Annotated in this window: 20 protein-coding genes and 1 pseudogene; 12 read left to right on the top strand and 9 right to left on the bottom strand. The window is 67.8% G+C overall.

Going from position 1 to position 19,256, the window contains the following annotated elements; translation table 11 throughout:
• Positions 1–116, top strand: a pseudogene (locus VG566_RS19310) (hydrolase); the annotation flags it as partial.
• Between the two features lie 12 nt (positions 117–128).
• Here VG566_RS19310 and VG566_RS19305 read toward each other — a convergent pair.
• Entirely contained in the window at positions 129–545 is a 417-nt protein-coding gene (locus tag VG566_RS19305; RefSeq protein ID WP_014648391.1) for a VOC family protein, read from the bottom strand.
• Positions 546–659: 114 nt separating this feature from the next.
• On the opposite strand from VG566_RS19305, the gene VG566_RS19300 reads away from it, so the two are divergent.
• Positions 660–1,337 carry an SMI1/KNR4 family protein gene (locus VG566_RS19300; RefSeq protein WP_241884206.1) on the top strand — a complete coding sequence of 226 codons (678 nt, stop codon included), beginning with the start codon at positions 660–662 and terminating at the stop codon, positions 1,335–1,337.
• A 101-nt stretch (positions 1,338–1,438) separates the two neighbouring features.
• Here VG566_RS19300 and VG566_RS19295 read toward each other — a convergent pair whose 3' ends face one another.
• Complete coding sequence (locus VG566_RS19295) at positions 1,439–2,542, bottom strand: alkene reductase (RefSeq protein ID WP_197561721.1); 1,104 nt, start codon at positions 2,540–2,542, stop codon at positions 1,439–1,441.
• Positions 2,543–2,672: 130 nt separating this feature from the next.
• Between VG566_RS19295 and VG566_RS19290 the strand changes: the two genes are divergently transcribed.
• The 6 genes from VG566_RS19290 (at position 2,673) to VG566_RS19265 (ending at position 7,969) form a co-directional block, all read left to right on the top strand.
• Positions 2,673–3,578, top strand: coding sequence for a LysR family transcriptional regulator (locus VG566_RS19290; RefSeq protein ID WP_241884207.1), 906 nt, complete (start codon positions 2,673–2,675; stop codon positions 3,576–3,578).
• 70 nt (positions 3,579–3,648) lie between these two features.
• Complete coding sequence (frmR, locus tag VG566_RS19285; RefSeq protein WP_005411009.1) at positions 3,649–3,924, top strand: formaldehyde-responsive transcriptional repressor FrmR; 276 nt, start codon at positions 3,649–3,651, stop codon at positions 3,922–3,924.
• Positions 3,925–3,982: 58 nt separating this feature from the next.
• The gene (locus VG566_RS19280) at positions 3,983–5,092 is read left to right on the top strand and encodes an S-(hydroxymethyl)glutathione dehydrogenase/class III alcohol dehydrogenase (protein ID WP_241884208.1); all 1,110 of its coding nucleotides are present in this window, start codon (positions 3,983–3,985) and stop codon (positions 5,090–5,092) included.
• Positions 5,093–5,100: 8 nt separating this feature from the next.
• Positions 5,101–5,457 carry a YqcC family protein gene (locus VG566_RS19275; protein WP_241884209.1) on the top strand — a complete coding sequence of 119 codons (357 nt, stop codon included), beginning with the start codon at positions 5,101–5,103 and terminating at the stop codon, positions 5,455–5,457.
• 63 nt (positions 5,458–5,520) lie between these two features.
• Positions 5,521–6,351 (top strand): S-formylglutathione hydrolase, encoded by an 831-nt coding sequence (gene fghA / locus VG566_RS19270; protein WP_049408785.1) that lies wholly within the window; start codon positions 5,521–5,523, stop codon positions 6,349–6,351.
• A 172-nt stretch (positions 6,352–6,523) separates the two neighbouring features.
• The gene (locus VG566_RS19265; RefSeq protein WP_049408786.1) at positions 6,524–7,969 is read left to right on the top strand and encodes a GGDEF domain-containing protein; all 1,446 of its coding nucleotides are present in this window, start codon (positions 6,524–6,526) and stop codon (positions 7,967–7,969) included.
• A 39-nt stretch (positions 7,970–8,008) separates the two neighbouring features.
• Here the strand turns inward: VG566_RS19265 and VG566_RS19260 are convergent, their stop codons facing one another.
• Positions 8,009–8,479: a hypothetical protein gene (locus VG566_RS19260; RefSeq protein ID WP_069117887.1), complete on the bottom strand. Its 471-nt coding sequence runs from the start codon at positions 8,477–8,479 to the stop codon at positions 8,009–8,011.
• A gap of 5 nt (positions 8,480–8,484) precedes the next feature.
• Positions 8,485–8,931 (bottom strand): universal stress protein, encoded by a 447-nt coding sequence (locus VG566_RS19255; RefSeq protein WP_049408788.1) that lies wholly within the window; start codon positions 8,929–8,931, stop codon positions 8,485–8,487.
• Between the two features lie 141 nt (positions 8,932–9,072).
• Here VG566_RS19255 and VG566_RS19250 point away from each other — a divergent pair, with 141 nt between their 5' ends.
• The 4 genes from VG566_RS19250 to VG566_RS19235 all read left to right on the top strand — a co-directional run bounded on the left by VG566_RS19250 (position 9,073) and on the right by VG566_RS19235 (position 14,185).
• Entirely contained in the window at positions 9,073–9,990 is a 918-nt protein-coding gene (locus tag VG566_RS19250; RefSeq protein ID WP_014648381.1) for a LysR family transcriptional regulator, read from the top strand.
• Between the two features lie 153 nt (positions 9,991–10,143).
• Positions 10,144–11,673, top strand: coding sequence for an MFS transporter (locus tag VG566_RS19245; protein WP_014648380.1), 1,530 nt, complete (start codon positions 10,144–10,146; stop codon positions 11,671–11,673).
• 20 nt (positions 11,674–11,693) lie between these two features.
• The gene (locus VG566_RS19240; protein WP_164110869.1) at positions 11,694–12,776 is read left to right on the top strand and encodes an HlyD family secretion protein; all 1,083 of its coding nucleotides are present in this window, start codon (positions 11,694–11,696) and stop codon (positions 12,774–12,776) included.
• Positions 12,773–14,185, top strand: coding sequence for an efflux transporter outer membrane subunit (locus tag VG566_RS19235; protein WP_164110867.1), 1,413 nt, complete (start codon positions 12,773–12,775; stop codon positions 14,183–14,185). Before VG566_RS19240 ends, VG566_RS19235 begins: the two co-directional genes overlap by 4 nt.
• 57 nt (positions 14,186–14,242) lie before the next feature.
• Here the strand turns inward: VG566_RS19235 and VG566_RS19230 are convergent, their stop codons facing one another.
• The 5 genes from VG566_RS19230 to VG566_RS19210 all read right to left on the bottom strand — a co-directional run bounded on the left by VG566_RS19230 (position 14,243) and on the right by VG566_RS19210 (position 19,020).
• The gene (locus VG566_RS19230; RefSeq protein ID WP_005410998.1) at positions 14,243–14,581 is read right to left on the bottom strand and encodes a hypothetical protein; all 339 of its coding nucleotides are present in this window, start codon (positions 14,579–14,581) and stop codon (positions 14,243–14,245) included.
• A gap of 77 nt (positions 14,582–14,658) precedes the next feature.
• Positions 14,659–15,600: a DegV family protein gene (locus tag VG566_RS19225; protein WP_164110866.1), complete on the bottom strand. Its 942-nt coding sequence runs from the start codon at positions 15,598–15,600 to the stop codon at positions 14,659–14,661.
• 95 nt (positions 15,601–15,695) lie between these two features.
• Positions 15,696–16,328 (bottom strand): 2-hydroxychromene-2-carboxylate isomerase, encoded by a 633-nt coding sequence (locus tag VG566_RS19220; protein WP_032956588.1) that lies wholly within the window; start codon positions 16,326–16,328, stop codon positions 15,696–15,698.
• Positions 16,329–16,348: 20 nt separating this feature from the next.
• Positions 16,349–17,611, bottom strand: a complete 1,263-nt coding sequence (locus VG566_RS19215) for an amidohydrolase family protein (protein WP_164110864.1) — start codon at positions 17,609–17,611, stop codon at positions 16,349–16,351.
• Positions 17,611–19,020 carry an amidohydrolase gene (locus VG566_RS19210; RefSeq protein ID WP_142235187.1) on the bottom strand — a complete coding sequence of 470 codons (1,410 nt, stop codon included), beginning with the start codon at positions 19,018–19,020 and terminating at the stop codon, positions 17,611–17,613. Before VG566_RS19210 ends, VG566_RS19215 begins: the two co-directional genes overlap by 1 nt.
• Between the last annotated feature and the right edge of the window lie 236 nt (positions 19,021–19,256).

Genomic DNA, 19,256 nt, shown 5'->3' with positions numbered 1-19,256 from the left:
TCGGCCTGGGCCTGCTCAGGCACTGCTATACGGAGTTCAGTTTCCTGTCGCGGCTGCTGCCTTCGCTGTACTACGGCGAGCGCGCCAACGGCGAAGCAGTGCCGTTGCCGTGGTGAACGGCGCGCCGGTCATTCAACCAGCGCATCGTAGCCTTCGCCACTGAACTGGATCAGGCAGAAGCCATGCCCGAACGGATCGGCCAGTACGGCGATGCGTCCCCAGCGACGCTCGCGCACGGACTGCTCGAGTGTCGCCCCGGCCGCAACTGCACGTGCCAGCGCGGCTTCAATGTCATCCACCACCCAGTCCAGGTGCAGCGGCGTCCAATGACGCTCGTAGTCGCGCACGTCGCCGTCTTCCGTGGCGGCGCTGCCGGCGTCGTTGTGCAGCAGGTAGAGCGGCGTTGGCCCACCGAGCAGCTCCACGGCGCCCGGGCCGAGACGGCGGCCGATGCGCAGGCCGAAGGCCCGGATGTAGAAGTCTTCGGCGGCGGCCAGGTCGGGCACGTCCATGTTGACGATGAAGCTGTGGGCAGTGGCGTTCATGGTAGCGATGGGCGGCATCCGGTGGTCGCAGTCTAGTCCTGCCGCGTGGTGCTGCCGGTTCATCTCCTGCGCGGATTCGGGCAAGCTGGGCGGTCTCGATCGACAAGGACATCCATGAGCGCGCTATCCGGCATCGAACAGGCCACCGGCCAGACCTTCCCGCCCCTGTTCAAGCAGTTGCATGCAGCGGGTCGGTTGAGCTGGGGTGCTCCCCATCCGGAATGGTCCGAGGTGGTATTCCCGGCGCTGCAGGCGGAACCGCCGGTGCTGCTGTACGCCCAGGACTATGAGCCGTTGGAACACGATGAACTGCTCGAGGCGTGGCAGGAGCTGACCGCGGAGGATCATTACAATCCCCTGCGCACTGACCTGCAGTTGCTGCCCTTTGCGCGGACCGGCGCGGGTGACAGTTACTGTTTCTGGAGCAACGCGCCCGGTTTCAGCGAACCGCCGGTGGTGATGGTGTGGCATGACGACGACCGTGCCGACGTGCTGGCCGCCAGCTACCAGGATTTCGTGTTCCGCAAGATGGTCGAAGCGGTTGCCGACTACCAGCGGCCGTACACACTGCTGTCGCACGGCGAGCTGGCCGGGAATCTGCAGTGCTGGCTGCAGACTCACCATTCCTTCCTGCGCGGCGACCAGTACGCGGCATTGCAGCGGCTGTTCGCCCGCGTTGACGATATTGAAGAAGGGAACTTCAGCGAAGACGAGGCACAGGCCATCGTCGCTGAAGTGATCGGCTTCGAGCGGCTGGACGAGTCGTTCGCCTACGTGCGCGAGGACGCCTGAAGGCCGGGGTCGGATCCGCGCGCAGCGTGGCTCTGACTCCTTGTTCGCCGAGCAGGGGTCAGAGCCCTTTCCGTTGGAAAGGGATCCGACCCCGTGCGGGATCAGCCTGCGGCCGGGTAATCGAGATAGCCCGCCTCGCCGCCCCCGTAATAGGTGCTGCGGTCGGGCGTGGCCAGCGCGATGTTGCGCTGCAGGCGTTCGACCAGATCCGGGTTGGCGATGAACGGCTGGCCGAACGCGGCAAGGTCGATGGTGCCGGCCTCGACCAGCTGCAGGGCGCGTTCGCGGGTCATGCCGCCGGCCAGGATCACGGTGCCACCGTAGGCCTGCTTGAACTGCTGCAGGAAGGCCTCGCCCAGCACCGACTGGCCCGCCTGCTGGTTGTCGTTGAGATGCACATAGGCCAGGCCGCGCTTGCCCAGTTCCTCGGCCAGGTACAGATAGGTAGCTTCGTTGTCGGGGTAGAACGGCATGTCGAAGGTGAGATTGTTCGGTGCCAGGCGCACGCCGATGCGCTGCGCACCGATGCGCTGGGCCATCGCATCGACGGTGTCCAGGATCAAGCGCGCGCGGTTGGGCAGCGAGCCGCCGTAGTGATCTTCGCGCTGGTTGATGACCGGATTGAGGAACTGTTCGAACAGGTAGCCGTTGGCGGCATGCAGTTCGATGCCGTCGAAGCCGGCGGCGATGGCGTTCTCTGCGCCGCGCACGAAGTCGTCGACGATGCCGGGGATCTCTGCGGTCTCCAGTGCACGTGCCGGGGTGGGATCGGCGTGGCCGCGGCTGCCATCGTCCAGGTACACGAACGAGGTGTTCTTCGGTGCGCTGGCCACCGGGCGGGTACCGGCGCTGACCGGTTGCCCACCGTCGGGCTGCAGCGAGGAATGCGACATGCGGCCGACGTGCCAGAGCTGGGCGAAGATCGTGCCCTGTGCGGCATGCACCGCCTCGGTGACGAGCTTCCACCCGGCCACCTGCTCGGCCGACCAGATACCCGGGACGTCGATGTAGCCCTGGCCCTGCGGCGAGACCGGGGTGCCTTCACTGATGATCAGGCCGGCGCTGGCGCGCTGCCGGTAGTACTGCGCGGTGAGTTCGTTGGCGACCGCACCGGGGTTGCGGGCGCGGGTCATCGGGGCCATCGCGATGCGGTTGCGCAGGGCGGTGCCTGCCAGATCGAAGGGGCGGAACAGGGCGGCGGTCATGTCGGTCATCTCGGTGTGGGGGGAAGGCGCCAGCGGCGCGATGCACACAGGATGGAGTTGACATGCAGACGCATAAAGCGCTTCGATCTCCCTGGGCGCGGGACTATTTGTCCCCAATGGAGCGTGATAGATGCTGCCGCTGGAATCGTTGAATGGCCTGGTGACCTTCGTTACCACGGCCCGCTCAGGCAGCTTCACCGAGGCTGCCGAGGCGCTGGGCATCTCGCGCTCGGCAGTGGGCAAGGCCATCGCCCGGCTGGAAGCGCGGCTGGGCGTGCGCCTGTTCCACCGCACCACGCGGCGCATCGCGCTGACCACCGACGGCGAGGCGTACTACGCATCGTGCGCGGCGGCGCTGGAAGAAATCTCCGCCGCCGAGGCCTGCCTGGGGTCGGCCGGCCTGCCCAGCGGACGGCTGCGCATCGACATGCCGTCCTCGTTCGGGCGGCTGGTGGTGCTGCCCGTGCTGCTGCGCCTGTGCCGGCAGTACCCGGACCTGCAACTGACGATGACCTTCACCGATCATTTCGTCGATCCCGTCGAAGAGGGCATCGACCTGCTGATCCGCTTCGGCGGATTGCACCAGGCCGAGCACCTGGTGGCGCGGCGGCTGGGTCGCCAGCGCCTGGTCACCTGCGCATCGCCGGAGTACCTGCAGGCGCATCGCGTGCCTGCGACCGTGGAGGAACTGGCGCAGCATCGCAGCATCGTTGGCTTCCGTCATGGGCAACCGGTGGCGTGGCGGATTGGCAGTGATGATGCCGAGGGAACGTTCATCCCGAACGCGGCCTACCAGCTCAACGATGGTGACGCGGTGATCGATGCGGCCATCGCAGGACTGGGCATCTGCCAGATGCCCATTTCACTGGTACGCCGACATCTGGAATCCGGCGCGCTGCACTCGGTGCTGGATGCGCACATGCAACGGCATATCGACATCCATGCGCTGTGGCCACCGACCCGGCACCTGCGGCCGAAGGTGCGCTATGTGGTGGATGAACTGGCGCGGCTGGCGGGTGAGGGCTTGTTCGATTGAACCGGCACGATTGAGCGGGATGGTTGCCCGTGTATACTATCCCCCAGTATAGTTTCGAGGTGGCCTGATCATGCCGCACTCCCCCGAAGAGAAGAAGAAGGTCCTGGCCCGCGTGCGCCGCATCCGTGGCCAGTGCGATGCGCTGGACCGCGCGCTGGAAGCTGGCGCCGACTGCGGGCCGGTGCTGCAGCAGATCGCCGCCATCCGTGGCGCGGTCAACGGCCTGATGTCCGAGGTGATGGAGGCCCATCTGCGCGAGGAGTTCGGGCAACCCGCCGCCTCCGACGAACAACGCGCCGAACGCGTGCGCGACATGAGCGCGTTGATCCGTTCGTACCTGAAATAAACGACGGCGCAACATGGCGCCGCCCATCCTGTCATTGCCTGTCTCTGGAGAGTCCACCATGAAGTCCCGTGCCGCCGTCGCCTTTGGTCCCGGCCAGCCGCTGCAGATCGTCGAGATCGACGTCGCCCCGCCGAAGAAGGGCGAAGTGCTGGTGAAGATCACCCACACCGGTGTCTGCCACACCGATGCGTTCACGCTGTCCGGCGATGATCCGGAAGGCCTGTTCCCGGTGGTGCTGGGCCATGAAGGCGCCGGCATCGTGGTTGAAGTGGGCGAGGGCGTGACCAGCGTCAAGCCGGGCGACCACGTGATTCCGCTGTACACCGCCGAGTGCGGCGAGTGCCTGTTCTGCAAGAGCGGCAAGACCAACCTGTGCGTGGCCGTGCGCGCGACCCAGGGCAAGGGCGTGATGCCCGATGGCACCAGCCGCTTCAGCTACAACGGTGAGCCGCTGTACCACTACATGGGTTGCTCGACCTTCAGCGAATACACCGTGGTGGCCGAAGTGTCGCTGGCCAGGATCAACCCGGAAGCGAACCCGGAGCACGTCTGCCTGCTCGGTTGCGGTGTCACCACCGGCATCGGCGCGGTGCACAACACCGCCAAGGTGCAGGAGGGCGACAGCGTTGCGGTGTTCGGCCTCGGCGGCATCGGCCTGGCGGTGATCCAAGGTGCGCGCCAGGCCAAGGCCGGCCGCATCATCGCGGTGGACACCAATCCGTCCAAGTTCGAACTGGCGCGCGAATTCGGCGCCACCGACTGCATCAACCCGAAGGACTTCGATAAGCCGATCCAGCAGGTCATCGTTGGAATGACCACCTGGGGCGTGGACCACAGCTTCGAGTGCATCGGCAACGTCAACGTGATGCGCGCGGCGCTGGAATGCGCGCACCGTGGCTGGGGCCAGAGCGTGGTGATCGGCGTGGCCGGTTCGGGCCAGGAGATCTCCACCCGTCCGTTCCAGCTGGTGACCGGCCGCAAGTGGATGGGCACCGCCTTCGGTGGCGTGAAGGGCCGCAGCCAGCTGCCGGGCATGGTCGAGGATGCGATGAAGGGCGATATCGAACTGGCCCCGTTCGTCACCCACACCATGGAACTGGACAAGATCAACGACGCCTTCGACCTGATGCATGAAGGCAAGTCGATCCGTTCGGTGGTCCACTACTGAGCCGCGGCGTGGGCTGGTTCGACGCCCTGCGCAGGCCGCGTGTGGAGGATCCACGCGCGGCCCTGGTCGACCCGATCGAGCAGGCGCTGCGCGCGCTGGGCTGGGTCGAGGGCGGCGTGGGTCCACCGCGCGTGGTGGACTCGCCCTTCGGCATTGATGAAATGCCGTTCGAGCACTGGCTGGCACAGGTATTCCTGCCGCGCCTGCACGAAGCCCGCGCCGACGGCCAGTGGCCACCGCGCAGCGACGTGGCGGTGGCGGCGTACCGCAACCTGGACGGCCAGCCTGGCGTCGAATCGTTGCTGCGCCTGCTGGCACAGCTGGATGAACTGATCAACCAAGGCGTCCACGCCGGGCGTGGATAAGCCGACCAAGGTCGGCATCTACCAGAAGCACGCGTGCGCTGACGCGCCGCGCAGGAGAGCACCATGGAACGCATTGAACACCGCGCCTGTTTCGGCGGCTGGCAGGACGTCTACCGCCATCATTCGACCACGCTGGGCTGCGACATGCAGTTCGCCGTGTACCTGCCGCCGCAGGCGGAAACGCAGACGCTGCCGGTGCTGTACTGGCTGAGCGGACTGACCTGCACCGAGCAGAATTTCATCACCAAGGCGGGCGCGCAGCGCTATGCGGCCGAACACGGCGTGATCATTGTCGCGCCTGATACCAGCCCGCGCGGTGATGACGTGGCCGATGCCGAAGGCTACGACCTGGGCAAGGGCGCAGGGTTCTACCTCAACGCCACCCGTGCACCGTGGGCGAAGCACTTCCGCATGCATGACTATGTAGTGCAGGAGTTGCCGGCGCTGATCGAAGCGGAGTTCCCGGCGACCGGCGCACGCGCCATCAGCGGGCACTCGATGGGCGGCCACGGTGCGCTGGTGATCGCGCTGCGCAATCCGGGGCGCTACCGCAGCGTGTCGGCGTTCTCGCCGATCGTCGCGCCCAGCCATGTTCCGTGGGGGCAGAAGGCCTTCCACGCCTACCTTGGCGACAACCCGGCCGACTGGGCGCAATGGGACGCCTGCGCATTGATTGCCGCGGCCAGCGAGCGCCTGCCGTTGCTGATCGACCAGGGCGAGGCGGACGAGTTCCTGCAGACCCAGCTGCAGCCGCAGCGCCTGCAGGAGGCCTGCGCCGCTGCCGGCCATCCGCTGACCCTGCGCCTGCAGCCCGGCTACGACCACAGCTACTACTTCATTGGCAGCTTCATCGGCGAGCACATCGCCCACCACGCCCGCGCCCTGCACGGCTGAGCCCCCGGGAAAAAGGGGACGGAAAAAGGGGACGGAGGGGATTAAGTCGCATTTGCCGCTGTGCCGCAAACGACTTAATCCCCTCCGTCCCCTTTTTCAGCGATGGATCACACCCTCGTGGCGCCGCCCCGCGCTATCGTGCGCGTAGACGGCCTTGCGGATCGGGGGATGCATGCCGGTAGTGCTGGCGCTGCTGTATGTGCTGTGCCATGGCCTGGTGCTGGCCTTGTGGCCTGGTCCGGCCGGGGTAGGCTCCTTCGTTTTCCTGACCGGTGCCCCGTTGCTGGCGGCGGCCGCCTGCCTGTGGCGGGCCCGCCGCGACCGCGCGGCACTGGGGTGGCGCGCCACGGCATTGGCGCTGCTGCTGTGGGCCGGCGGCATGGCGTTCAACATGATCGACGCCCTAGGCGCCGGGCGTGCCGATTTCACCCCGCGCGCAAGCCTGTTCCTTTACGTGCTCTACGGTGTGCCCCTGGTGTTCATCCTGGCCAGGGCGCGCCGGGAACGGGTCAGCATCAGCCTGATCGATGCGGCCATGGCGGCGCTGCTGGGCGTGCTGTTCTTCGTGCACGCGCAGTCGTTCGCCGCCCGCGTTGACATCGACGACCACGCGTTGTCCAACATGCAACGCATGTTCGATATCCAGAACCTGTGCATCGCCGTGTTCGCGGTGGTGCGCTGGCTGGCCGGCGACGTTCCCGAGCGGCGTACCTTTTTCCGCGCGCTGGCAATGTATGCGGCGACCTACCTGTTGGTGGCGTATTACATCAACCACTACACCTCCGGTGATGCGTTCGGTGCCTATGCCGATCTGCTGATCGATCTGCCGTTCCTGCTGCTGGCGCTGCTCGCACTCAGCCAGGCACCGGCGCGGGTCCTGACGCCGCATCCGCGGATGGCGCGCACGGTGCAGGCGGCGGGCCCGATGATCCTGCCGCTGCTGCTGCTGGTGGTGGGCACCCTGGTGGTCGACCATGCCCGGCCCCTGGCCGTGAGCGGTTTCGTGGTGGCGACGCTGGGGTTCGGCCTGCGCAGCATCCTGCTGCAGGTGGACCTGATGGAACGGCAGGCCTCGCTGGACCAGCTGGCGCGCCAGGATGGCCTGACAGGCGTGGCCAACCGGCGCGAGTTCGACGCGCTGCTGCTGGCCGAGTGGAATCGCGCACGGCGCAGTGGCACCGAGCTGGGCCTGCTGCTGTTGGATATCGATCATTTCAAGGCCTTCAACGACCGCCACGGCCATCCCGCCGGCGACCGCTGCCTGCAGGCCGTGGCAGCGGTACTGAAGGCGAGCGCCGGTCGCGCCGGTGACAGCGTCGCACGTTATGGCGGCGAGGAATTTGCGGTGATCGTGCCCGGAAGCGCGCTGTCGGGCGTTCTGGCGCTGGCCGAGCGCCTGCGCCAGGCGGTGGAAGCGCTGCCGTTGCCGGAAGGATCGGTCAGTATCAGCATCGGCGTGGGTTACCTGCATCCGCCGGCTCTGGCCAGTGCCGATCAGTTGCTGGCAGACGCCGATGCCGGCCTGTATGCCGCCAAGCGGGCTGGCCGCAACCAGGTGATCCTGCATGCGCACGTGCTGGATGACGAGGGCAGCACGCACGGAACGATGGACTGCTGAGCAGCTCTCTGCATGCGATCACACGGGGGGCGCGACGGCTTATCGCTGCCGCAACCAGCCGGTCGGATCGAGCAGCCTCAGCCCGACCGGTGACAATGAGCGCTGCCGCAACGGCAGGTTTGCCGCCTGCACGGCCATCGCACAGCGTGCCAGTTGCCGGCGCAACGGTGCCAGCGTGTCGTCTTCGCGGGGCCGCGCATGCCGCCATTGTGCGATGCGCAGCAGGCAGACCAGCAGGTCCAGTTCGCTGGCGGCAATGAAGGGGGAGCCGGCGGGCAACAGGTCGATCGGTGCCGCCGGCGCGGCCAGCAGCGGCAGCAGGCCGATGAAGGCGTCGCAGCCCTCCTGGCCAAGCCCGAGTCCGCTCAGCTGGGCAAGGCCATCGGCCTGCAGATCGGGGTCGCGCAATTGCCGTATCGCGCCCAGCAGCGCCTGTTCGCCCCGGCCGAACTGTCGACCGAAGGCGCGGTAGTTGACCCGGGTGGGAAACAAGGGGGAACGGGAGGCCATGGTGGCTAGGGCTGTGGGTCGCGGGTTTCCACCAGCACCGGACAGGGCGCGTGGTCGATGGTCCATTGCCCGATCGAGGGTTCGAACAGGCGTTCCAGCCGGGACAGGTGGCGATGGCCGATCACGATCAGGTCGCACTTCAGGCGCCGGGCCTGCTCGCTGATCACTTCGCCGGGATCGCCGGAGGGGATCTGCGCGATGGCATCGACGCCGCGCTCGCGCAGTTCGGCCAGGGCTTCGGCCAATACTGCCTCGGCGCGGGAGCGCTGGCGGGCGGCTTCCGGATACTCGGTGCGATCGGCTTCGCTGGCATCGGCCGCCAGCGCGAATTCGGGGTCGAGCACGCACAGCAGGTGCAGGCGGCTGTGGGGGCCGGCGATGGCGGCGGCCAGGTCCAGCACGCGTGCGTGCTGGGGGCCACCATCCAGGGCGACCAGCAGGGTAGTGAACATGGATGTCTCCTTGGCAGGACGGGGATGGTCGCCGATGTCACCGCGCGCACCCATGCCGTGCGCGGCAGTCAATGAATGCGTCGAACGCAACCCACGGTGGTTGCAAGTGCCGTAGAGTCATCTGATTTACTGGAGACTGTCATGCCCCTGCCGGACCTGAACCTGTTGCTGGCACTGGACGTGCTGATTGACGAATGCAGCGTGGCCGCCGCCGCGCGCCGCATGAACCTGAGCGCGCCGGCGATGAGCCGCACCCTGGGCCGGATCCGCACTGCGCTGGGTGACCCGGTGCTGGTGCGTGCCGGCCGCGGTCTGGCGCCCACGCCCCGCGCGCTGCAGCTGCGCGAGCAGGTCCGCGATGTGATCGAGCAGGCCCACCGCGTCTTCAACGCTGGTCGTGAAGTGGACATGCGCGTGCTCGAGCGAACCTTCAGCGTGCGCGCCAATGATGTCTTCATCGGTGGATTTGGCGGTCGCCTGCGCGAGATCTTCCGCCAGCAGGCACCGCGCGCGGTGCTGCGCTTCGTACCCGAGGGCGATACCGACGATGATGCGATGGCGCAGGGCCGGATCGACCTGTACATCAGCACCGCCGGCAAGCATGCGCCCGATACCAAGGTGCAGAACCTGTTCAGTACCTCGTTCATGGGCGCCGCGCGCGAGGACCATCCACTGTTCGACGAGGAGATCAGTGCAGAGCGCTTTGCCGCGTGCGACCACATCGCGGTGTCGCGCCGTGGCCTGCCGCGTGGGCCGATCGATGATGACCTGGCCACGCTCGGCCTGCAGCGCCGCGTGGCGCTGATCAGCCCGACCTTCCACGGTGCGATCTTCGCGGCGGCCGAATCAGACCTGATCCTGCCGCAGATGCCAAGCGTGATGCTGGAGCGGATCGTCAGCATGCGCCTGCCGCTGCGCCTGTTCCCGCTGCCGATCCCGGTGCGTACCGCGGCCATCGTGCAGGCCTGGCATCCGCGGCTGGACAACGATGCCGCGCACCAGTGGCTTCGCCGTTCGATCAAGACCATGTGCGAGCGCGTCGAGGACGCCCACCGCTGAGACCCGCAGGCGTGCGCTGGACGCACGCCTGGGATGCCGGCGACGCCATTTTTCACAGGGTACCGGCTCCCTAGACTGCGCTCCCCGGAGTTTCACTGAGCGCATTCCAATGACCCTCAACATGCCGTGCACTGCACGGATCGGCGCCTGGCGATGAGTGCGCCGGCCGCCGCTGTCCCGGCCGCCGCGGCGCCCCGTCCTGCCGCCGCCCCCGGGCTCGATCGCCGCATTCTGGTCGGCCTGTGTGGCGTGCTGCTGGCGGTGCTGGTGTCCGGCTTCAACGAGAACATCACCAAGGTCGCGCTGGCCGACATCCGTGGCGCGATGGGTTTCAGCGTCGACGACGGCAGCTGGATCGTCGCCCTCTACAGCGCGATGTCGGTCAGCGCGATGGCCTTCGCGCCGTGGTGTGCCGCCACCTTCTCGCTGCGCCGCTTCGCATTGGCGATGATCGGTGGCTTCATGGTGCTGGGCGTGCTGTGCCCGCTCGCCCCGAACCTGCAGGTGTTCCTGCTGCTGCGTGCATTGCAGGGCCTGTGCGGCGGTGCACTGCCGCCGTTGCTGATGAGCGTGGCGCTGCGCTTCCTGCCGCCTGGCATCAAGCTGTACGGCCTGGCCGGCTACGCGTTGACGGCGACGTTCGGCCCGAGCATGGGCACGCCGCTGGCCGCGTTCTGGGTCGAGCAGGTGGGCTGGCACTGGGCGTTCTGGCAGATCGTGCCGTACTGCCTGGCCGCCATGGCGATGGTCGGCTGGGGCCTGCCACAGGACCCGCTGCGGCTGGAACGCTTCGCCCAGTTCGATGGCGTTGGGCTGCTGCTCGGCCTGCCGGCGCTGGTGCTGCTGGTGCTGGGCCTGGTGCAGGGCCCGCGGCTGAACTGGTTCGATTCGCCGATGATCACGCTGATGATCGGTGGCGGTGCCGGCCTGATGGTGCTGTTCATGATCAACGAATGGTTCCACCCGCTGCCGTTCTTCAAGCTGCAGTTGTTGGCCAATCGCAATCTCAGCTACTCGCTGGTCACCCTGGGTGGCGTGCTGTTCGTGCTGCTGGCGGTGATCTCGATCCCGTCCGGCTTCCTGGCCAGCGTGCAGGGCTACCGGCCGCTGCAGACCGCACCGATGCTGCTGTGGGTGGCACTGCCACAGGTGATCGCGCTGCCGCTGGTGGCGGCCCTGTTGAACATCCGCGCGGTGGACTGCCGCTGGGTGCAGGCCACCGGCCTGGCGATGCTGGCCCTGGCCTGCTGGCTGGGCTCGCACCTGGACGTGGCCTGGATCCGCGACAACTTCCTGTGGGTGCAGCTGCTGCAGGTGTTTGCCCAGCCGATGGCGGTGCTGCCGCTGCTGATGCTGGCCACCGGCGGCCTGGCGCCACAGGATGGCCCGTTTGCCTCGGCCTGGTTCAACACGGTCAAGGGCTTCGCTGCGGTGCTCGCCGGTGGCGTACTGGATGCCATCGCCCAAGGCCGCCGTCATTTCCATTCCACCGTGCTGGTCGACCGCCTTGGCGAGCAACCGTGGCTGGCCGATGGCCCGCAGCTGGGCGCGCGCCTGCATGCACAGGTACAGGCGCTGACTTCTGCCGACCTGTACTGGGTGGTCGCACTGGTGGCGCTGGCCTTCATTCCCCTCATTGCCTGGATGCCCACCCGCATCCATCCGCCACGCGCCGTGGCCTGAACCTTTCGCAGGAACCCCTCATGACGATCAATCGAACCCCTCTCAACACCGGCCTGGGCCTGGGCGTGCTGGCCCTGGCCATCGGCGCGTGGCTGCTGCTGCGCGATGGCGGTCACCAGACCACCAACAATGCGTACGTGGTGGCCGACTACACCCTGGTAGCGCCGAAGATTGCCGGCTTCGTCAGTGCCGTGGACGTAGAGGACAACCAGTCGGTGAAGGCCGGTGACGTGCTTGCGCGCATCGACGACCGCGACTACCAGGTGGCACTGCAGGCTGCGCGTGCCGACCTTGCCAATGCCCGTGCGCAGCTGGCCAATGCGCAGGCCGCACTGGCCCAGCAGGACTCGCTGATCGCGCAGGCCAGGGCCAGCGTCGATGTCAGCCGTTCCGAACTGACCCTGGCCAGTGCCGACCAGCAGCGTTACCGCGAACTGGCCCGAGATGGCGCCGGTACCGTGCAGAACGCGCAGCAGGCGCAGTCGAAGCAGGCCGTAGCCAGTGCGCATCTGCAGCAGGGCCAGGCCGCATTGTCGACCGCACGCCAGCGTACCGACATCCTCAGCGCGGGCGTGCAGGCTGCACAGGCGGCGGTGCAGCGTGCAGAAGCGGCACAGGCACGCGCCGAACTGGATCTGTCGCACACCGTGCTGCGCGCGCCGATCGATGGCATGGTCGGTCGCCGCGCAGTGCGCGTCGGTGCCTACCTGACCCCGGGTACGCCGGTGGCTGCGGTGGTCCCGCTGAAGCGCGCCTTCGTGGTCGCCAACTTCCAGGAAACGCAGATGACCCGCATGCAGGCCGGCCAGCAGGTCGAACTGAAGGTGGACGTATTCCCGGGCACGCCGCTGCGCGGGCACATCGACAGCATTGCACCAGCCACCGGCGTCACCTTTGCTGCAGTCGCACCAGAGAACGCCACCGGCAACTTCACCAAGGTGGTGCAGCGCATTCCGGTGAAGATCGTGCTGGAGCCGGGCCAACCGCTGCTGGACCAGCTGCGTGCCGGCATGTCGGTGGAAGCCAGCGTTGACCTGGGCAGCCGCGCGCGTACGCAGAGCATGCAGCACGGACCGGGCCACAAGCGCGGGGAGGGCGCATGAGCGCCATTACCGTTTTCCGCACCTTCGTTGCGGCCAGCCTGTGCACGGCCCTGGCTGCCTGCGCGATGGGCCCGGACTTCGTACGCCCGCAGGCGGAACTGCCCGGCCACTGGCGGGGTGGGGCTGTCGCCGGCAACGCCATCGATCAGGACGCCGCCTGGTGGGCCGGCTTCGACGATCCGCTGCTGGGGCAGCTGGCCCACCAGGTGCTGGCGGCCAACCTGGACCTGCAGCTGGCCGCCAACCGCGTGCAGCAGAGCCGCACCGCGCGCGGCATCACCGCCGCCGATCGCCTGCCCAGCGTCAGCGCGAGCGCCAGTGGCGTGCGTGCACGCAACAGCGAAGTGGGCCTGAATGATCCGTCCGGCAACGGCGGCCGTGATGACTACGGGCTGTTCCACGCCGGTATCGGCCTGGGCTGGGAACTGGACCTGTGGGGCCGCGTGCGGCGCCAGGTGGAAGCGGCCGACGCGCGCGTGCAGATGGCCGAGGAGGATGCACACGCCGTGCGCATCGCGCTGCTGGCGGAAACCGCGCGTGATTACCTGCAGCTGCGTGCGACGCGGCAGCTGCTGGCGATCACCGAGGACAACCTCAGCATCGCGCATGACATCAAACGGCTGACCGAGGCGCGCCAGAAGCAGGGCGTGGCCAGCACGTTGCAGGTGTCCAGCGCGGCCGCGCAGGTGGCTTCGCTGCAGGCGCGCATCGCGCCGCTGCGGCATCGCGAATCGCAGCTGCGCAATGCGCTGGCGTTCCTGCTGGCACAGCCGCCGCAGGCACTGGACGCGCAGCTGCAGGATGCACGCCGTGACTGGCCGGCGTTGCCAGCGGTGGCGGTGGGTCTGCCGAGTGAACTGGCCGAGCGTCGCCCGGACATCCGTCGTGCCGAGGCGGCACTGCATGCGGCAACGGCCGGCATCGGCGTGGCCAAGGCCAGTTTCCTGCCGCGCATCACCTTGAATGGTGACGCAGGCTTCCAGGCCAAGCAGCTGGATGACCTGGATGGCTGGAACGCGCACCGTTTCAGCATCGGGCCGTCGATCAGCCTGCCGATCTTCCAGGGCGGGCGGCTGAAGGCGAACCTCGCGCTGAGCAGGCTGCAGCAGCAACAGTCGGCCCTGCAGTTCCGCCGTACCGTGTTGCAGGCCTGGCATGAGGTGGACGACGCCATGGATGGCTACAGTGCCGAGCAGCAGCGCACGGTGCAGCTGCACGTGGCGGTGGATGAGAGCGAGACGGCACTGGGGGCGGCGCGCCGGCAGTACCAGGCCGGCGTGGTCGACATGCTGGACGTGCTGACCACCCAGCGCATCGCGCTGGACAACCAGGCCGCGCTGGCCAACAGCCAGGCCGCCGCCGCGATCGCGCGTGTAGAGCTGTACCGCGCGCTGGGCGGTGGCTGGTAGTGCCGGCCGCTGGCCGGCATTTTCATGAGGTGTGTAGATGCCGGCCAGCGGCCGGCACTACCGCACGTCGCGCAGTTCCCAGTGGCTGCCGGCCAGCAGACGCAGGCGCTGCTTGAACACGTCACTGTCGATGCGGGTGGTGGCGACCAGGTTGATGCGCAGGTCCTTCTGCTCGCCGGTCACGGTGGCCTCCGGGTCGGTCACGCCCCACTGCGGTTCCACCGCATCCGGGTCGGGCTGCTTGGCCTTCCAGCGTTCGAACAGCGTGCCGCTGCGCAGGGCATCCTGCAGCTCTTCGGCGAAACCGGCGGCGCCCTGGGAATGGAAGGACAGGTCAGGGTCGTTGCCGCGGGCCTTGGACGGATCGGGCAGGCTGATGTGGTACTGCGCAGGCATGGAGTTCTCCTTGAAGTGCGGCAAGGCTGGCACAGTCGGGGTGGAATCGATGTGCAGATTCCGGCCGTGGCCAGCGCTCATTCGAACCGATGCGGCCCATCGGCAAATCCCACGGTGACCGCGCCCTTGCCGACGTTGACCATGCCGGTCAGGCTCATCACCGATTCGTACACGGTCACGTCATGGCCGGCGCAGACCTCTTTCATCTGTGCATAGCCGGGCAGGCTGCGCAGCTCGTCCAGTTCGCCGCCGTAGCTGACGCACACCGTCGGCGTCATCAGCCCGGCACGCACGCGCTGGCCGACCACCGCGAACAGCTTCTGCACGGCGCTGTCGAAGCCCTTGATCTTGGCCACCGGCCCGGTCTCGCCACGGTAGCCGTGCAGCACCGGCTTGATGTCCAGTGCACTGCCCAGTGCCGCGCTGAGCAGGCCGACACTGCGGTCGCCCTTGTGCCGCGCGCGTGCGCGCATGTAGTACAGGTCGCGGGTGATCATGTAGCCGTGCACGTTGCCGGCCAGTTCTTCCAGCCGTTCGCGGATCTGCTGCACGCTGGCGCCACTGTCACGCAGGCGGACAGCCTCCACCGCGGTCACGGCCTGCGCGGCGAACAGGTTCTGGGTATCAAGTACGCGCAGCGCGAACGGCGAGTTGTAGCCCGCTGCCTGCCGCACCGGCTTGTAATCGTTGAGGATGGCGAAGCTGGCCTGCAGCGCGTTGTCGTGGATCGGGCTGCGGGTCTTGGTGATGGTCATGCAGAACACGTGGTCGTAATCGATCACCAGCTGCTGCAGGAACAGGTCGCGGATCTGGTTGACGCTGAAGGGGATGGTTTCCGCTTCAGCGCCATGTTCGGCCACATGCGCGTGCAGGAAGCTCAGGGTGGCCTGCTCATCGCGATGATCGGCCAGCACGGCTTCGCCGATCCGTACGGTGATCGGCAGCAGCACGATGTTGTGCTCGGCAATGAAGTCCTGCGGCAGGTCGCAGGCCGAGTCGACGACGATTCCGATGCGCATCCGCGGCTCCCCCTCCAGGGCGGTTGTAGGTTCGGAAATGTGAAATCTATCTCAAATTCTGGCGTGGCGCGCGAGGGAAACGCGGCACGCCCTGTTCAGCGACTGCGCTGCACGGCCACCGGAAGCTCGGCCAGGCGCTGCCATTCGGGCTGCCGCAGCAGATCCGGGTCGGCCAGCACCGCCGCCATCAGTGGGTGGGCGTCGTTGCCCCAGAACAGTTCGCCATCGATGGCCAGGGTCGGCACGCCGAACACGCCGGTTGCAATGGCGGCCTCGGTGTTCCTCCGCAGCTGCTCCTTGACCGCGGGCGTCGCGATGGCGCTGGCGACATCCTCGATCCCCAGCCGCGCGGCTGGTTCGCGCAGGGCCTCGGCGCTGTCGGCGGCATTGCCGTCGCGCCAGATCCAGTCGAACAGCACGTCCACCGCCTGTGCGCTGCCACCCGCGGCCAGGCACAGGCGCAGGGCAGACAGCGGATTGAACGGGTGGCCCGGCGGGAACCGCAGCGGTGTGCCTTCGGCCTGCGCGGTCCACAGCAGCTGGCGGTAGATGAAGCGGCGCTTGGCCGGAATCTCGGCCGGCCCGAGGTTGCCCAGGTGATGCAGCACGGCACCAAAGGCGATCGGCACCGGCTGGATCCGCGGGAACTCGGGCAGCTGCTTCAGCTTCTGCCAATGCAGGTAGGAGTACGGCGAAACGAAGTCGAAATACCAGCGCAGGGTGGCCATGGTGGTGTCCTTCAATGCGGTCAGGGCTGCGCGTTGCGCAGCAGGTAGCGATCGCGCAGCTCGGTCTGGCGCGAGCGCATCGGCATCGCCCGGCCGCCCAGCCAGACCTGTTCGGCATAGTGCGCCACGTCCAGCGGGTCGCCCTCCCACAGCACCAGGTCGGCACGCTTGCCCGGCTCGATGCTGCCGATCTGGTCGGCCACACCGAACGCCTGCGCCGGCACCCGGGTCAGGCCGGCCAGGCCGTCGGCCCAGGGCAGTCCATTGGCCACGGCATTGCCGGCCAGCTGGCGCATCTTGCGGGCGTTGTGCGAGGCGTCGCCACGCTGCACGAACGAGACCGCCACGCCGGCCCGTTGCAGGCGTGCCGCATTTTCCAGGGTTGCACCGATCTGGTCGAAGCTGGCCGGCAGGTTGGACAGCACGTCGACGAACACCGGCACCTGCGCGGCGGCCAGCTCCGGTGCCAGCTGCCAGGCTTCGCTGCCACCGGCAATGGCGATCTTCACCTTCTCGCGGGCGGCCCAGCGCAGCAGCTGGTGGATGTCCGCCGCACGGTCCACCTCCACCACGATGCGGCCCTGGCCGGCCAGGTAGCGGCCCAGCGTGCGGCGCCCGGCCGGGGTCAGCAGCGCATGCGGTGAGTCCGCGGCGACCTGGCCACGCGCCTCGTCCACCATCTGCTGCAGCAGCATCCATTGCGCCGCACGCGAATGCCCGGTCAGTTCCACTGCGGCCGACCCCAGGCGCAGGAACAGCGCGCGCGGCCCGAGGGGATCGGCGCTGCCGTCCAGCCGCATCACACCGCCCTGGCCAGCGACGAAGCCGCCACCGGTGGCGGCCCCCAGGGCGGTGAAGCCGATGCCGTCCAGGCGCGCCACCGGGATCAGCACCGAGGCCGGGTTGTAGGCCAGGGTGACATCGAATTCGGGGCGCAACGGTTGTTCGCCGATCTTCAGCGTGCTGTCGACCGTGCTCGCTTCACCGGAGACTTCTTCGATGCCGATCTCGGTGATGCCCCCGAACAGCGCGGGTGTCAGCGGGCGGCCATCGGCCTCGACGACGTTGGCCCCGGCCGGTGCGGACAGCCCGTTGCCGACTGCGCGGATGATGCCGCCCTGCACCAGTACATCGGCGTGCTGCAGGCTGCCGCGCGCGCTGGCCGTATGTACGGTGGCGTTGCGGACCAGCAGGTCCTGCGCCTGCGCAGCTGCGGAGAGGTAGACCAGCACCATGACCGTAGCGCCGAGCCAAGCCCGGCGACGCTTGTTCAACGCGCCCATCAGTGCACCTCCTGGCCGAGCTGGAAATCGGAACGCGGCGTCGCTGCCGGCGCACTGCGGTCGTACAGGCGGCGGCCGTCGATGAAGACCTGTTCGGCCAGCGCGTAGGAACCGAAGGGGTTGCCGTTCCACACCACTACGTCGGCCATCTTGCCGGCCTCCAGGGTGCCGGTCTGGCCTTCAATGCCCAGCGCTCTGGCGGCATTGGCCGTCATCCAGGTGATGGCATGTTCGGGCGTGATCTCCGGCATGTGCGCGCGGCGCGCGGCGGCGATCACCTTGGCCGCTTCCTGGTTCAGGCGCTGGATGCCTTCGGGCGAATCGGAATGGACGATGGCGCAGCTGTTCTTCGGCCGGTCGACCAGTGCGATGTTCTCCGGAATGCCATCGAAGGCTTCCATCTTGAAGCCCCACCAGTCGGCCCACAGCGCACCGCAGACGCCGTCGGCGGCCAGCCGGTCGGCCAGCTTGTAGGCCTCCACGCCGTGGTGGAAGGCCGCCACCTTGAAGCCGAATTCCTTGGCCAGGTCGAGCATGGTGGCCATCTCGTCGGCGCGGTAGCAGTGGATGTGCACGCGGATGTCGCCTTCGATCGCGCCGGCCAGCGTGTCCAGCTTGAGATCGCGCTTGCCGCCGGCATCACCGGCGCTGTCGCCCTTGTCGCTGCCGAACCAGCCCTTGCGCTTGGCCGGCTTGGGTTTGTTCTTGGCGATGTAGTCGGCAGCATCGATGAAGGCGGCGCGGTAGCCGGCAACGTTGCCCATCCGCGTGGCCGGGGCGACGCCCTTGCCTTCGCCGTAAACCCGTTTCGGGTTCTCGCCGCAGGCCATTTTCAGCCCCCACGGAGCACCCGGGAATTTCATGGCCTGGTAGGTGATGGCCGGCACGTTCTTCAGGGTCACGCCACGGCCACCGACCAGGTTGGCCGAGCCAGGCAGCACCTGCATGCTGGTCACGCCTCCGGCCAGGGCTGTAGCGAAGCCCGGGTCCTGCGGCCACACCGAGTGCTCGGCCCAGACATTGGCGGTGACCGGTGCGGTCATCTCGTTGCCGTCGCTGTGCGCGCCGACGCCCGGGCTGGGGTACACGCCCAGGTGCGAGTGCACGTCGATCAGGCCCGGGGTGACCCACTTGCCCCGCGCATCGATGCGGGTGACCCCGGCATCGGCCTGCAGCTGGCGGCCCACGGCGACGATGCGGCCCTCGCGCAGCAGCACGTCGGCGTTGTCCAGGCGCTGGCCGGTGCCGGTCAGCACGGTGGCGTTCTGGATCAGCACCGGCGCATCGGGATGCGCCCGGTAGGTGCTGGGGTAGGGATCGGCGACGAAGCGCGAGGCGCCCACCGCCGGTGCCGTGCTCAACGAAACCAGCGCCATCCCAAGAGCGGCGCGCAACACCATCGATGCCATGCAGAGATCCCCCAACCCACGCGTGAATCCGCCGACGCTATCTGTCGTCGATACCACTTGCCAAGTGACCTTGGGCAGGGGCAGGGGTGGGGATTTTCCTATACAAAAATTCTGAACGAAGCATTAATTTTTTGTGACACCTGCCGCTACCAACGGGTGGGACAGCGAGCGCTGACCCGCCGTGAGGTGTGCTTTCCATTGCTCCATGACGGAGCTGCACCTGAAATATTTCAAGG

It is taken from the genome of Stenotrophomonas sp. CASM114 (genome assembly GCF_049384325.1).
Classification (GTDB): Bacteria; Pseudomonadota; Gammaproteobacteria; order Xanthomonadales; family Xanthomonadaceae; genus Stenotrophomonas; species Stenotrophomonas muris.
This window is presented reverse-complemented; position numbering and strand designations above follow the sequence as displayed.

Bases quoted from the DNA above. Each gene is read 5' to 3' on its own strand.
- VG566_RS19305 (WP_014648391.1), bottom strand. From the start codon at position 545: ATGAACGCCACTGCCCACAGCTTCATCGTCAACATGGACGTGCCCGAC.
- VG566_RS19300 (WP_241884206.1), top strand. From the start codon at position 660: ATGAGCGCGCTATCCGGCATCGAACAGGCCACCGGCCAGACCTTCCCG.
- VG566_RS19295 (WP_197561721.1), bottom strand. From the start codon at position 2,542: ATGACCGCCGCCCTGTTCCGCCCCTTCGATCTGGCAGGCACCGCCCTG.
- VG566_RS19290 (WP_241884207.1), top strand. From the start codon at position 2,673: ATGCTGCCGCTGGAATCGTTGAATGGCCTGGTGACCTTCGTTACCACG.
- frmR (WP_005411009.1), top strand. From the start codon at position 3,649: ATGCCGCACTCCCCCGAAGAGAAGAAGAAGGTCCTGGCCCGCGTGCGC.
- VG566_RS19280 (WP_241884208.1), top strand. From the start codon at position 3,983: ATGAAGTCCCGTGCCGCCGTCGCCTTTGGTCCCGGCCAGCCGCTGCAG.
- fghA (WP_049408785.1), top strand. From the start codon at position 5,521: ATGGAACGCATTGAACACCGCGCCTGTTTCGGCGGCTGGCAGGACGTC.
- VG566_RS19265 (WP_049408786.1), top strand. From the start codon at position 6,524: ATGCCGGTAGTGCTGGCGCTGCTGTATGTGCTGTGCCATGGCCTGGTG.
- VG566_RS19260 (WP_069117887.1), bottom strand. From the start codon at position 8,479: ATGGCCTCCCGTTCCCCCTTGTTTCCCACCCGGGTCAACTACCGCGCC.
- VG566_RS19255 (WP_049408788.1), bottom strand. From the start codon at position 8,931: ATGTTCACTACCCTGCTGGTCGCCCTGGATGGTGGCCCCCAGCACGCA.
- VG566_RS19250 (WP_014648381.1), top strand. From the start codon at position 9,073: ATGCCCCTGCCGGACCTGAACCTGTTGCTGGCACTGGACGTGCTGATT.
- VG566_RS19245 (WP_014648380.1), top strand. From the start codon at position 10,144: ATGAGTGCGCCGGCCGCCGCTGTCCCGGCCGCCGCGGCGCCCCGTCCT.
- VG566_RS19240 (WP_164110869.1), top strand. From the start codon at position 11,694: ATGACGATCAATCGAACCCCTCTCAACACCGGCCTGGGCCTGGGCGTG.
- VG566_RS19235 (WP_164110867.1), top strand. From the start codon at position 12,773: ATGAGCGCCATTACCGTTTTCCGCACCTTCGTTGCGGCCAGCCTGTGC.
- VG566_RS19230 (WP_005410998.1), bottom strand. From the start codon at position 14,581: ATGCCTGCGCAGTACCACATCAGCCTGCCCGATCCGTCCAAGGCCCGC.
- VG566_RS19225 (WP_164110866.1), bottom strand. From the start codon at position 15,600: ATGCGCATCGGAATCGTCGTCGACTCGGCCTGCGACCTGCCGCAGGAC.
- VG566_RS19220 (WP_032956588.1), bottom strand. From the start codon at position 16,328: ATGGCCACCCTGCGCTGGTATTTCGACTTCGTTTCGCCGTACTCCTAC.
- VG566_RS19215 (WP_164110864.1), bottom strand. From the start codon at position 17,611: ATGGGCGCGTTGAACAAGCGTCGCCGGGCTTGGCTCGGCGCTACGGTC.
- VG566_RS19210 (WP_142235187.1), bottom strand. From the start codon at position 19,020: ATGGCATCGATGGTGTTGCGCGCCGCTCTTGGGATGGCGCTGGTTTCG.